This is a genomic window from Stenotrophomonas sp. GD03877, from assembly GCF_029840555.1.
Classification (GTDB): domain Bacteria; phylum Pseudomonadota; class Gammaproteobacteria; order Xanthomonadales; family Xanthomonadaceae; genus Stenotrophomonas; species Stenotrophomonas geniculata.
The window spans coordinates 96392-109765 of record NZ_JAOCCT010000012.1; the positions used below are offsets into that span (position 1 = coordinate 96392).

The 13374-nt window shown below is 63.5% G+C and carries 12 protein-coding genes; 5 read left to right on the forward strand and 7 right to left on the reverse strand.

Features of this window, described 5'->3' with window-relative positions; translation table 11 throughout:
• Positions 1-16 precede the first annotated feature (16 nt).
• The gene (locus N5D20_RS11330; RefSeq protein ID WP_279914417.1) at positions 17-1177 is read left to right on the forward strand and encodes an AAA family ATPase; all 1161 of its coding nucleotides are present in this window, start codon (positions 17-19) and stop codon (positions 1175-1177) included.
• Positions 1178-1207: 30 nt separating this feature from the next.
• Here N5D20_RS11330 and N5D20_RS11335 read toward each other — a convergent pair whose 3' ends face one another.
• From N5D20_RS11335 to N5D20_RS11345, 3 genes are read right to left on the reverse strand one after another with little or no spacing between them, the layout of a single operon-like run.
• On the reverse strand, positions 1208-2155 hold the full coding sequence (locus N5D20_RS11335; RefSeq protein WP_032128349.1) for a DMT family transporter: 948 nt from the start codon (positions 2153-2155) through the stop codon (positions 1208-1210).
• 34 nt (positions 2156-2189) lie between these two features.
• Positions 2190-3008, reverse strand: a complete 819-nt coding sequence (locus N5D20_RS11340; protein WP_010486383.1) for a DUF72 domain-containing protein — start codon at positions 3006-3008, stop codon at positions 2190-2192.
• Positions 3005-3448: a VOC family protein gene (locus tag N5D20_RS11345; RefSeq protein ID WP_019337612.1), complete on the reverse strand. Its 444-nt coding sequence runs from the start codon at positions 3446-3448 to the stop codon at positions 3005-3007. The genes N5D20_RS11340 and N5D20_RS11345 overlap by 4 nt, the downstream gene beginning before the upstream one ends.
• A gap of 110 nt (positions 3449-3558) precedes the next feature.
• Between N5D20_RS11345 and N5D20_RS11350 the strand changes: the two genes are divergently transcribed.
• Together N5D20_RS11350 and smrA are read left to right on the forward strand one after the other, a co-directional pair.
• Positions 3559-5118 carry a serine hydrolase gene (locus N5D20_RS11350; RefSeq protein ID WP_279914415.1) on the forward strand — a complete coding sequence of 520 codons (1560 nt, stop codon included), beginning with the start codon at positions 3559-3561 and terminating at the stop codon, positions 5116-5118.
• A 172-nt stretch (positions 5119-5290) separates the two neighbouring features.
• A complete protein-coding gene (gene smrA, locus N5D20_RS11355) occupies positions 5291-7123 on the forward strand; it encodes a multidrug efflux ABC transporter SmrA (protein ID WP_143994086.1) in 1833 nt (610 codons plus the stop codon).
• 39 nt (positions 7124-7162) lie between these two features.
• Here smrA and N5D20_RS11360 read toward each other — a convergent pair whose 3' ends face one another.
• From N5D20_RS11360 to N5D20_RS11370, 3 genes are all read right to left on the reverse strand, one after another.
• On the reverse strand, positions 7163-8239 hold the full coding sequence (locus N5D20_RS11360) for a TraB/GumN family protein (protein ID WP_279914414.1): 1077 nt from the start codon (positions 8237-8239) through the stop codon (positions 7163-7165).
• Positions 8240-8241: 2 nt separating this feature from the next.
• A complete protein-coding gene (locus tag N5D20_RS11365; protein ID WP_279914413.1) occupies positions 8242-9069 on the reverse strand; it encodes a hypothetical protein in 828 nt (275 codons plus the stop codon).
• A 918-nt stretch (positions 9070-9987) separates the two neighbouring features.
• A complete protein-coding gene (locus N5D20_RS11370; RefSeq protein WP_157999904.1) occupies positions 9988-10158 on the reverse strand; it encodes a hypothetical protein in 171 nt (56 codons plus the stop codon).
• 540 nt (positions 10159-10698) lie between these two features.
• On the opposite strand from N5D20_RS11370, the gene agp reads away from it, so the two are divergent.
• Positions 10699-11922 (forward strand): bifunctional glucose-1-phosphatase/inositol phosphatase, encoded by a 1224-nt coding sequence (agp, locus tag N5D20_RS11375; RefSeq protein WP_279914412.1) that lies wholly within the window; start codon positions 10699-10701, stop codon positions 11920-11922.
• Positions 11923-11931: 9 nt separating this feature from the next.
• On the opposite strand, the gene N5D20_RS11380 is transcribed toward agp, so the two are convergent.
• Complete coding sequence (locus N5D20_RS11380; protein WP_054171324.1) at positions 11932-12930, reverse strand: polysaccharide lyase; 999 nt, start codon at positions 12928-12930, stop codon at positions 11932-11934.
• Positions 12931-13094: 164 nt separating this feature from the next.
• Here N5D20_RS11380 and N5D20_RS11385 point away from each other — a divergent pair, with 164 nt between their 5' ends.
• A complete protein-coding gene (locus N5D20_RS11385) occupies positions 13095-13331 on the forward strand; it encodes a hypothetical protein (RefSeq protein WP_049433857.1) in 237 nt (78 codons plus the stop codon).
• Positions 13332-13374: the final 43 nt, after the last annotated feature.

Here is a 13374-nt window from a genome sequence, read left to right on the forward strand (position 1 = left end):
CCCACGGACGCCGACCATGCTGCAGACCCTGGCCATCGCCCACTATCGTTCGCTGCACGGGCTGGTACTGCCGCTGCAGCAGTTGAACGTGGTGACCGGTGATAACGGCAGTGGCAAGTCCAGCCTGTACCGCGCGCTGCGCCTGCTGGCGGAGACCGCACAGGGCGGCGTTGCGGCGGTGCTGGCCCGCGAAGGGGGGCTGGGTTCGGCGCTGTGGGCCGGCCCCGAATCCATCGATCGCCGGGTTGCGGCCGGCGATATCCCGCTGCAGGGTGGCCCTCGGCAGGCATCGGTGGGATTGAAGCTCGGCTTCACCACCGACGAATTCGGCTATGCCATCGACCTGGGCTATCCGCCGCCCAGCCGTTCGGCGTTTGCGCTGGATCCGCAGATCAAGGCGGAGGCGATCTGGGCCGGGCCATTCCTGCGCAGCGCCAACCTGCTGGTTGATCGCCGTGGGGTAATGGTGCGGCAACGTCATGCGCGCGGCTGGGATCTCGTGGATGACCGGTTGTCGCTGTTCGACAGCCTGTTCACCCAGGTCGGCGATCCGCAGCGCATGCCGGAAACCATCGCCTTGCGTGAGTACATCCGTCGCTGGCGCTTCTACGACCATTTCCGCAGCGACGCCCATGCCCCGGCGCGACAACCGGCGATGGCCACGCGCACGCCGGTGCTGCATCACGACGGCCGGGATCTGGCGGCAGCGTGGGTGACCATTCTCGAGATCGGAGATCCGATCGCGTTGGCACGCAGCGTCGACGATGCGTTCCCCGGCGCCACGGTCGGCTTCGAAGAGCTGGACGGTCGACTGGCCCTGCGCTTCCACCAGCCGGGGTTGCTGCGGCCGTTGTCGATGGCCGAACTGTCCGACGGTACGCTGCGCTTCCTGCTGCTGGCTGCTACGCTGCACACGCCACGCCCGCCGCCGCTGCTGGTGCTCAACGAGCCGGAGACCAGCCTGCATCCGGACCTGCTACCGGCGCTGGCGCGGCTGATCATCGCGGCCAGTGCGCGCAGCCAGGTGTGGGTGGTGTCACACGCCAGCCGGTTGATCGCAGCACTGGAGCAAGCGCCCGGCTGTCATTCGCTGCACCTGCACAAGGAACAGGGCCGCACGCTGCTGAGCGGGCAGGGCCTGCTGGATGCTCCGGCATGGCACTGGCCGCAGCGTTGATACGGCCATCCACGCCCTGCGTGGACGCGCTCAATCGGCGATGTTGCGTGCCTCGGCCGTGCCAAGGATTTCCGGATGCTGCACCGGCTTGCGGCGGTTCAGCAGCGGATGCAGGAACACCGCGCCGACGATGATTGCCACGCCCAGGTAGAACCACGGGGTGACCTCGTGCTGCTCGCGCAGCAGCACCACCGCCAGCACCACCGCATAGACCGGTTCCAGGTTGGTCACCAGCTGCACCGTGTAGGCGCTCAGGTGGCGCAGCGCGACCAGGGCCAGGGCGAACGGCAGCAGCGTGCAGAAGCCGGCCAGGACCAGTAGCAGGATGCCGTCGTGCAGGTCCGGAACCACCCACAGCGGGCTGGCCAGCGCCGGCAGCAGGTAGGGCATCAGCGGTGCCAGCAGGGTCAGGGTGAGGGTGCCCGCACCCAGCTCCAGTGCGGTGACCGTGAGCGGATCCGCGTGGCTGACCATGCGCTTGTTGAGTGAGCCGAACACTGCCACCAGCAGCGCCGAGATCGCGCCGATCAACACACCGAGGCGCATGCCATCGGGCACGCCGCCGACCACCAGCGCAACACCCGGCAGCACCGCCAGGCCGAACGCCAGTTCACGCAGCTGGAACGGCCGCTTGGCCACCCATGGCTCGATGATCGAGGTGAACACCGGCGCCAGCGCGATGCAGGTGGCGGCCACCGAGGCGTTGGCCAGCTTCACCGCGCCGTAGAACGTCAGCCAGTGCAGGGCGACCAGCGCGCCGATGCCGGCGTAGCCGGCCACCAGCCGCAGGGGCAGGGTGCGCAGCCCGCGCCAGACCCGTGGCAGCAGGGCCAGCATCGCCGTCACCAGCAGCATGCGCCACCACACCAGCGGCAGTGCGGGCAGGGTGATCAGTTTGCCGAGGATGGCGGTGACGCCCCACAGCAGGACACAGAAGTGGATCTGCCACAGCGCTTTGCGGGTGTCGGGTGTGCTCATCCGCCTATTGTGAGGCAAGGCGAACGTCGCAGCGCTACCCGCGTGTGGAATGACTGCTCTGGTCAACCTGCCGCTGCAGCGCCATCGCTGCCGCCGGGTTGCGCGCCTTGCCTGCGCCGATGCACAGGAGGTAGACCTCGCGCGGGCTTTCAGGGGCGGGCCCTGCGAGGCAGGGCAGGTCGTCCACCGGCTCTCCGCGCGACCAGCGCCTGGCCCGTTCGGCCCAGCGCTGCTGCACGGGCGCCAGCAGGCCCTCCTTCAAGCGGGCCTGGCTGCGCTTGATCCGTGCGTAGACGAAGCCGGCGCTGACATCGCCGTGCAGGGGCGCCTCGTCGCTGTCCTCGATCACCACGGCCACGCCATGCGCGCGTGCGGCGGTAACCAGTGCCGGGCCATGCGCCTCGGCATTGCGGACTTCCAGGGCGTGCTGCAGCGGCACGCCGCCCAGCTGCTTGGGCAGCTGCGCCATCAGCCGTTCCAGCGCTTCGGCGTCGGCCGGATGCCGCGGATCGAACTGCCACAGCAGGGGGCCCAGCCGGTCGCCGAGTGCGAGTGCGGCCTGCAGGAAGGGCGCGGCTGCCTCCACCGTGCTGGACAGGTCGCGGCGCTGCACCAGGTAGCGTGGTGCCTTCATCGAAAACCGGAAGCCTTCCGGCGTCTGCGCGGCCCACTGCGCGCACTGTGCTGCGGTGGGCGTGCGGTAGAAGGTGCCGTTGATTTCGATGCAGCGCAGGGCCCGGCTGGCATGGGCCAGTTCTTCACGCTGCGGCAGGCCCACGGGGTAGAAAACGCCGCCGCGCCATTCGGGAAACACCCAGCCGCCGATGCCGCAGCGGATCGCTGCGGCGGTCACTGGTCGTGGTCCGCGCGCCACGGATCGTAGCTGCCGAACCACCACAGGTAGCCTTCCGGATCGGCGCAGGCATAGCCACGGCCGCCGTAGTCCTGGTCGGCGATGTCGATGACGATGCGGGCGCCTGCGGCCTTGGCCCGGGCGTAATGGGCGTCGGCATCGGTGACGATCACGCAGGCACTCTGGGTCTGGCGGCCGCCCACCTCGTCCGGCATCGCGGCATGCTGGCTCCAGGCGCTTTCCCTGTCGGCCGAGCCGAGCATGATCATGCCGCTGCCGAAGGTCAGCTGCGCATGGAACACCGTATCGCCATCGGCGTAGACAGCCTGGGCATGGAAGCCGAAGGCGCGCTGCAGCCAGTCGATGGCGGCCTGCGCGTCGCGATAGCGCAGGCACGGAATGATGGTGGAGCCGTTGCTCGGTTGGCCGTTCCCGCCCATGACACCCCTCCTATGGCACAGGGCAGGGTGCGCCGCAGAACGTTACCATCCCGCGAAACCCCGGTGACGACCTGCACATGGCCGCCACCCCTGTTCGGAGATCGTGCTGGATGAAACCCTGGATTGGAGGAGCCGTGCTGCTGGCGTGCACGACCATGGCGAGTGCTGCCACCCCGGCGCAGCTGCAGGACCTGGATGCGACCGTCGAGCGCGTGCGCGCGCAGTTCGACGTGCCCGGCATTGCCGTGGCGGTGGTCAAGGATGGCGAGGTGGTGCTGGAGCGCGGCTGGGGCGTGCGCGAGCAGGGCAAGCCGGAACCGGTGCAGGCCGATACGCTGTTCGCCATTGCTTCCAACACCAAGGCGTTCACCGCCACCTCGCTGAACCTGTTGGCCGAGGACGGCAAGCTGAAGATGGACGACAAGGTGATCGACCACCTGCCGTCGTTCCGCATGTCCGACCCGTTCGTGACCGGGCAGATGACGATCCGTGACCTGCTGTCCCACCGCAGTGGCCTGAGCCTGGGCGCTGGTGACCTGCTGTTCTGGCCGACCACGTCCTACAGCAATGCCGAAGTGGTGGAGCGGTTGGGCAGAGTGCCGCTGAAGGGCGGTTTCCGCGAAAGCTATGCCTACGACAACATCCTGTACGCGGTCGCCCAGCAGGTGATCGAGCATGTCTCTGGCATGAGTTACCAGCAGTTCCTGCAGACCCGCATCTTCGACAAGGTGGGCATGGCCGGCACGCGCTACAACGCCGATCACCTGAAGGCCGGCGACAAGGCCGCGGTCGGCCACGCCAAGTACGATTTCAAGGACCTGCGCACCGTTGCGCCGCTGACCTGGTCGAACAACGCCGGCGCCGGTGGCATCTATTCCAGCGCGCATGACATGGCGCGCTGGATGAAGGTGCAGCTGGCCGAAGGCAAACTGGCCGATGGCACGCCGCTGTTCAGTGAAAAGAGCCAGCAGCAGATGTGGCGGATGATCACCCCGCAGTCGATCCCGGCGCCGAGCGTGCCGGAGCTGGCACCGGCGCGAGCCAATTTCGCCGGCTATGGCGAAGGCTGGAGCCTGAGCGATTACCGTGGGCAGAAGCTGGTCTGGCACACCGGTGGCTGGCCGGGCATGGTCTCGCGGCTGACCCTGGTGCCGGGCGAGAAGCTGGGCGTGGTGGTGCTGACCAACCAGGAAGTGGGCGCGGCGTTCAATGCGATCACCCTGAGCGTGCTCGATGCCTATCTGGGCGGCGAGAAGCACGACTGGGTGGACGCCTATGCCAAGGCCGTGGCCAAGGGCCAGGACAAGGCCGACGAAGCCTGGGCCAAGCACCAGAGCGCGCGCGACAAGGGCAGCAAGCCGTCGCTGGCACTGGCCGGCTACACCGGCACCTTCCGTGACCGCTGGTATGGCGACATGCAGATCAGTGCCGAGGGCAAGGGCCTGCGCCTGCGCTTCATGAAGACCGCGCAGCTGAGCGGGCGCCTGGAGCACTGGCAGTACGACACCTTCATCGTGCGCTGGGACGACCGTTCGCTCAACGCCGACGCGTTCGTGAACTTCAGCCTGGACCCGGACGGCAAGGTACGCGAGGTGCGCATGCAGTCGATCTCCGACCTGACCGATTTCAGCTTCGATTTCCAGGACCTGCTGTTCACCCCGGCAACGTAACCCGATGCGGCCCACATGATCGGTAGCGCCGGGCCATGCCCGGCGAGCGCGCAGCGCGGTTGCAAGGGGAATCGCCGGGCATGGCCCGGCGCTACCAGAACCGGGGCATCATCGGCTGGCGTACACATCCGGCGTGGGATACTTCGCCGCTTGCAAGAGGCGAGGGAATGCAATGTTCCGTTGGTTTGAATCCCTGATTCCGGTGTTCCCGCCCGTGGACGGGCGCATGCCGCCGCGCAAGGTGCTGCCGTTCTACCTGCACTACCTGCGCCCGGTGTGGCCAGTGCTGCTGGCGACCCTGATCGCCGGCCTGCTGCTGGCGCTGGTGGAAGTGGCGATGTTCGATTACCTGGGCCGCATCGTCGACATGGTCGCCGAGCAGCCGGGTGCCGGCTTCTTCAAGCGCCACGCCAATGAACTGGGCTGGATGCTGTTCATCACGGTCATCGCTCGGCCGATCCTGGTCGGTCTGCACAACCTGCTGGTGAACCAGGCGATCGTGCCCGGCCTGAGCAACCGCTCGCGCTGGCTGATGCACAACTACGTGGTGCGGCAGAGCCTGAGCTTCTTCCAGAACGACTTTGCTGGCAGCGTGGCCAACCGGGTGATGCAGACCGGTACCTCGTTGCGCGAGTCGGCGGTGCAGATGGTCGATTCCCTCTGGTACATCGTGGTCTACACCGGCACCGCGCTGTACCTGTTCGCGCAGGCCGACTGGCGGCTGATGGTGCCGCTGATCCTGTGGCTGCTGGCCTACGTGGTGATCCTGGTCTACTTCGTGCCGCGCGCGAAGGAACGGGCATGGATTGCCTCGGAAGCACGTTCGAAGGCAATGGGCCGCATTGTCGATGGCTACACCAACATTCCCACGCTGAAGCTGTTCGCTCATGGCGGGCGTGAGCAGGCCTACGTGGCCGAGTCGATCCGGGAGCTGGCGGTCAAGCACCGCGCACAGACCCGCATCACCACCGGCATGGACCTGACCATCGCCATCGTCAACGGCTTCCTGATTGCCGGTACCTGCGGTCTCGCGCTGTGGCTGTGGAATGGCGGCCACATCACCGTCGGCGCGATCACCCTGGCCACCGGCCTGGTGATCCGCATCCACAACATGTCCGGCTGGATCATGTGGACCATCAACGGCATCTTCGAGGACATCGGCACGGTGCAGGATGGCATCACCACCATCGCCCAGCCGCTGACCGTGCAGGACCGCGAGGATGCGGTGCCGCTGCAGGTGACCCGAGGCGGCGTGCATTTCCAGGACATCCATTTCCATTACGGTAAAAAGGGCGGTGTGATTGCCGGCCTGGACCTGGTGGTGAAGCCGGGCGAGAAGATCGGCCTGGTCGGTCCGTCCGGCGCCGGCAAGTCGACCCTGGTCAACGTACTGCTGCGCCTGTACGACCTGGAAAGCGGCCGCATCCTGATCGACGATCAGGACATTGCCTACGTTACGCAGGAAAGCCTGCGCCAGCAGATCGGCGTGGTTACCCAGGACACCTCGCTGCTGCATCGCTCGATCCGCGACAACCTGCTGTACGGCCGCCCGGATGCGACTGATGAGCAGCTGCGTGCAGCCGTAGCCAAGGCACGTGCCGAAGCCTTCATCGATACGCTGGTGGACGGGCAGGGGCGTCGTGGCTACGACGCGCATGTGGGCGAGCGTGGCGTGAAGTTGTCCGGTGGCCAGCGCCAGCGCATCGCCATTGCCCGCGTGCTGCTGAAGGATGCACCGATCCTGGTGCTGGACGAAGCGACTTCGGCGCTGGATTCGGAAGTGGAAGCAGCGATCCAGGACAGCCTGGACCAGTTGATGGGAGGCAAGACGGTGATCGCCATCGCGCACCGGCTGTCGACCATCGCGCGCATGGACCGGCTGGTGGTGATGGACCAGGGCCGCATCGTCGAGACCGGCACCCATGCCGAGCTGATTGCTGCCGGTGGCCTGTATGCGCGCTTGTGGGCGCGGCAGACTGGTGGCTTTGTGGCTGCCGATCAGTGACTTCGATGTGACCGCGTTGCAAGGTGCCAAGTTACATCGTCACCCGTCCGGATGATTTGAGGTTTCACTTGCTCCGATGTTTGGAGGTCGCGGCTGATCGCCAAAGAACACCCTGGCATCGGGGATGTATCCCTCGTCCACGAGTACCGCGGCCATGCCTCTTGAATGCAGAAGATCATCCAAGGGCAGAGTGGTGAAAACCGTACTGTGCCGCGAAGTAGTTGAGCGGAGCACTGCAACCCAGTGAGTTCGTCTCTGGATATCAAGGTCAATATTCATTGTAGTGGCGATCGCGTCGTTGGTCAGACGAGCCCAGCACCGGGAGGGCGATGGAGGGGCATGCAGGAGCGCGCCCGATTCAATATCTCCCTCTGCCCACGCATGACCTAGCTCATCTAGGTTATCGAGCCAGGGCCGCAGGCTTGATGTGGCATCCGAGAAGCATTTGCGGTCTTTCACGGAGTCAATGTGAAAATTCTGGATAGTTTCCCTGCCCCCTCCCACCCGCATCGGGAAGCGGGCGTTGATCATCGGGATCCCATGATCGCGGGCCATACGGTCAATGGCTCGAGAAAGTGGCTCACCGGCTCGGGCTCCACTGAATTGCAGTGCAGCATCATGAATTTTCCAAGCCGCGTACATTGGGCGCATCCTCTCAATGCTCGCGTCACGCAGGCCATAGAGAATCTTGAGATCGCTCAATCGCGTGTACTCTTCTTCGGTGAGCTCGTCACGAAGCGTTCTTCTACCTGAAAGGAACTTGAGCTTGCGGATGGCGGGCCACAGAATGAGGCTGCGAAATACCCCGCCATCGTGCTCCACGGTCACGCCCGGAGGGCTCAGAATTGCATCAGACGTCGAGATTGCTGCTTCAACGCTGCGAGTATCGATGGATAGGCTCTTTCTTAGGGGTTGAATCGTGCCCAGTACAAGCAGCGTTGAAGAGCCTTTTCTGAACTGCCAGATGCGCGGGCCGGGGGCTGAGTGGACCGCGTGGATCGCAGGAAGATGAGTTGCATCGGCATTCTCTTGATCCGTTGCGTATCCATTGATGGGCGCCATCGCCATCAGGGCGATGGCCGCCAAGGTAATGGAAGGAGAATGAAATCTATCCATGTTCAATCCAGGCATGCCGTATAACGCGTGTGTGGCTTGGTTCGCGGGTCATTGGAGAACATGTGCCAAGCTTCATCGATTGTTTCGGGGTGGAACATCGGGAACTTGGAGGATTTCATGAAGTGTTGCCTGATGTACTGCCAATAGATGGCCTGAGGTCCCATTGCACGCTCAAGGAAACGATAGACTTCAGCCATCGTCCAGTAGTCAGCTACTTCAGATGGAAGCGATGCTCGCGTCTGTATAGGCTCGATGGCATCTCCGAAAGTAATAGTTGCTCGAAGATCCCGGTCAACGACGGAGATGGCTGGCAATATGCAACTTCCGGTTTTGCGCGCCATTGCGGCGGTTCCCAGCATGATGTCCAAGGGGCGCCCCAAAAATGGAATGCAATAGGTTTCTTCGCGAAAGCGGTGGACATCGGGCATCATGATGACTGCAGCTCTATTTTTCAGTGCGCGAAGCGCTATGCTTATCCCTCTGGCATTCGAGTGGATGATGCTCGCGCGGCATCCGGCGTGATTGAAGAGCCGGTGGTACAGGTCGTCGAACAATTCGTTGCCTGCATGGTTCTTTGGGTCGCCATAGAAGATGTAGATGTCACGCCGATGGCGAATGTGCTCCATCAGACGGACCGCAGACAGGATATAGTGGCCGTGATGCGGCAGTGCGATCACAACTCCCCTGTCGGCAGGGAGCTTTCCATCGATTGAGGAGTAGTCGGAACGGTCGATGCTGTGGACCGCCTCCAACAGTGACGGGCGGCAAAGGTCAGCCAACTGGGAGCTGATGGAGGCTTTCGATTGATACCAGCTGTAGTAGGAATCCATATCGAGTCCGCTGACTTCGCATGCGGAGAGGATGGCTTTCCTTTCCCTATCGGAAAGGGTCAATCCAAGCTGTTGCTCTGTCTGGACGCTGTGCCGAAAGGTGGCCTCCGGGGCAGGCTGACGACTCTCATGTGCTTGACTTTCGTGCATCCTGGACCGCCTTTGCTCGCTGCGATGCGCGGTAGAGGTTCTTGAGTTGTCCATGGAGCCAATCGAAATGCTTGGGATTGAAGTCAGGATGCTTCCAGTACATGTGCATCAGAGCTGAGTGAAAGACACGCTGACGGAATCTGCTCTCGGCTAGCCGTGTAGCAGGCCATCGCTTTGTCTGAGCTGGTTGCGCGAGCCAGTCTCCTCCAAGCTTCTGGTTGGAATCCAGATGGTTCGAAATAGTGCGCAGAACGGAAGTGATGGGTGAGCAGGGTGGCAATGTGATCGTGTCATCGCATGTGCCTGTCATGATTTGAAATTCGTGGATGCTGTTGAGGACTCCTTCCACCAGAGGCAGGTAGCGCTGCTGCCCGTGGTGGGACGTCAAGACAGGAGCGTCAAGGCTGGATGTAAGCTGGTCACTGAACACGATAATGGTGTGAATTCCCGCATCACCATCCAGTTTGCGAAGCGCGTCGGATGGCGTTGTCGAGTAAGCGGGATCTGTGCCAATTATCTCGGTGATCAATCCCCTTCTGCGGAGTTAGATAGCGCGATTAATATTGGATCGAGTCGTCGCGGCAATGATTGCGGTCGATGATGATGTGTCGTTTGGCAAGGGGGATGTTCCATCGCATCGCATGCGGCTTTGTTCTGGGCTTTGTGCTATTCGGCTCATGCCGTCATGACTGCGAGTCATCGTGATTCTGATCCTGTTTGATAGTGTTGATGACACGCATCCACGCCGCGTGCCATCAACGGAGTCTGTCAGCGCTCTTCATAATTGTTCGATCCGCAGCAGTCACTGCTGAATGCGGCTACCTTGATTTCGTCCGCCTCGGTTTCAAACACTGCGTCGAGGGATCTTGCATTTGCGCTGGATGATTTCATCCATGCGGCGACGGCGTTTGGATCTGAAATGGTTGCGGATGCGTGCATGACGTATTTCCTTTTATAGGTGTGTGTTGATGACCAGGGCACATCCCTTGGTCGGCATCAAGAATGCGCCGTCCGTATGGCTACTTGCTGTCAGTGGTAGCGGGTTCGTTGCGTAGGACTTCTCTTTTAATTTCTGCATCAGTCTCGTAGTCGAGCAAGCTGCTCTGCGCGTTGTGTCCGTGGCTTGTTCTGATGCCTGGAGCTTCTCTTGAATGTCGGGGCCGGGGATGTAGCGCAGGGCGGCGTCGAGATCCTGGATCGGTTCGGCGCTCGCGTGTATCAATCAGACGAGGACGTGACTCAGGGAGCATCCTCGAGTGGGAGGCGATCACTGGATATTTCACGACTGGATGCGTTTGCATCGCGTGTCGGGGAGGTCATGGGTTGACGGTGCTACCATCCCCATTGGGTAGCTCGGAGAACGGCCTGTTCACCGTTTTGACATTGCCGTGCCGACCGTTGATCAGCAGACATGGGCTCGAGACTCTATCTGCACTATAGGAGCAGGTGATGCAGGTTCAATCGTGCTCAAAGACTCGGATGCACTTGCGTATCTTTCGCTGCCTATCGCTGGTGACGAGCCTTGTGACCGCTGTTCCAGCCATGGCGGACAATGGCGAGGTGAGCGGAACACGTGAGGGCATCCTGCTCAGCCGCCACAACCTGCGCGCGCCGGTGGTGGCGTCGGGCGCGCTGGCCAATGCCACTCCGGAGCGCTGGCCAAGCTGGGACGTGGGCGCAGGCGAGCTCACCACCAAGGGCGGCGTGCTGGAGGTCTACATGGGCCGTTACATGGGCCAGTGGCTGCGTCAGGCGCAGCTGTTGCCGGCTTCGGGTTGCCCGCAGCTGGCTGACTTCCACGCCCATGCCAACAGCCTTCAGCGCACCCAGGCCACCGCGCAGTTCTTCGTTGCCGGTGCCTTCCCGGGCTGTCATGTCGCGGTCGAGCAGCGCATGGCGCTGGGCACGATGGATCCGTTGTTCAATCCGGTGATCCATAACAGAGACACGGTCTTCCGCGAGCACGCGCTGTCGGCAATGCAGCGAGCGTTGGCCGCATCGGAACTGGCACCGGCACTGTCCGTGGTGGAGCAGATCACCCGCTACCCGCAGTCGGCGGCCTGTGCGGGGCACAGCGAATGCCATCTGATGCTGGCCGACACGACCTTCAATGCGGAACCGGGCAAGGAACCACGCGCGTCCGGTTCGCTGGCCCTGGCCAGCGGGTTGGTCGATGCCTTGTTGATGGAGCACTACCAGGGCAGTGGCATCCCCCGCGAAGGCTGGGGCCGATTGAACACGGAGGCCCAATGGCAGGCGCTGGCGCAGATCCGCAACCGCTACCAGGACATCCTGTTCGGAACGCCCGAGGTGGCGCGGGATGTGGCCGGACCGCTGCTGGAACGATTGGGCGCGCTGTTCGAAGATCCGGCAACGCCGAGGGTGACCCTGCTGGTCGGCCATGACTCCAACATCGGGTCCGTGCTCGCCGCGCTGGGAATCAGCGACTACACCCTGCCAGGGCAGTACGAGAAGACGCCGATCGGCGGCCTGCTGCAGTTCGAGCGTTGGCGTGACCGCCGAAGCGGTGGCGGGCGTTTCCGCCTGGCCTACGTCTACCCGACCACTGCGCAATTGCGCGATGCGCTGTCGTTGACGGAAGCGCAGCCGCCGGGCCGTGTCGTGCTGTCATTGCCAGGCTGCGATCCAAGGGGTTGCAGCATCGTGCAGTTCCAGCAGCTGCTGCAGCGCGCCCATCGCTGAAACAAGGGTCTATCGCAGCGGTGTGCGTACGATGCCATGGGTGGCCATCAACGTAAGGTCGCCACCCAGCCGTGGGGAATGGAACGGTCCGCGTGCATGCGCGGCATCGAACAGCCCGCCATCGGGTGAGCGCAACCGGTAGAACTCGACCCAGCCGCTGGCATGCAGTGGCAGCTGTGCCACACCGGTGTGTTGGTTGAACCACACGGGGTCGTTGCTGCCCTCGATGACCCTGCGGGCAAGCCGGTCAATGGCATGGCCCTTGCTGGCATACCAGTCCTGGCCGCGCAGTCGTGCCAGCTCGGCCATCATTACCAGCGGCGCCAATGCGTAGTCGTGGTAGTGCAGGGCACGTTGCCCGCGGGCCATCTCCAGCGGCAGGCTGCCATCGTCCTGGATGTCATCGATGCCTTTCTGGAATGCCGCGTGGCCGGCCTGCCACAGAGCATCGTCGTCGGTAGCCAGGCCGGTGGCCAGTACGCCCAGGCCGCCCCAGTAGTAGTGGTTGTTGCGGCGCCGTTTCGGGCTGTCCCAGTACGCCAGGTTGGCCCGTGCCAGCTTCTGCAGCCATAGGTCGATGCGTGCTCGCTGCCGGGCATCGGCCTGGTCGTGCACTTTCAAATAGGCCATGGCCACTGCATCGAGCATCCATTGCCGCATGTAGAACGACTGGTCGTTGTTGACCCGGATCATCTGCCCGAGCATGGCGCCATCGTCGGCCCATGCACCCAGCCACACCAGCGTGCATTTCGCCGCCGCCGGGTCGCCGTTGCGCAGGTAGTCATCGCTCATGCGCGCCACGTCGGCGGCATAGCGGTCCAGTGGCGCGGTGGCATCCTTGTTCTGCTGCTGCAGTGCCGGGTCGATGACCGAGCCCACCTTGTCGGTGTAGTAGCCAAGAGCGCGGATGTCCGGCTGGCCGGGCGGCGGCGGGGGGCAGGCGGCGAAGGCAGGACCGGCCGCCAGGGCAGCGGAGAGGAGGCCAAGGTGTAGCACCGGGGAGGGCATGGGAACCTGCAGGGACGGGGAGGCGATGCGAACGATGCGCCCGGAGTCGTTTGCCAGCTGTGAGGCCGCACAGGCCCGGTTTGCAAGTATTCAGGGCCGGAGCGGCGCCTGAAGCTCAAGAGTTGGCTAGTCTGTCGTCATCAATTCAGCGGGAGGGAGTGGCGATGAGAATCACGGATTTTCTCGTGATGGACGGCGAGGGTGACGAGATCCCTGCTGATCCGCATGGTAACCATGTGGCTTTCAACTGTTTCGAGTGCGGATACCCGGTAGTGGCGGGCTCATTGGAAAACGAGCGTGGCAGTGATGAGGATTGTCCTGCCGCCTGTCGTGGCTGTGGTGCCGAGTACTTCGTAGATCTGCGGCTGAGCTCCAAGAAAATGTACATCCATCTGCTCTGACCCGGCAGCAGCCCAAGCAGGGGCGAACAAAAAAAGCGGCCCG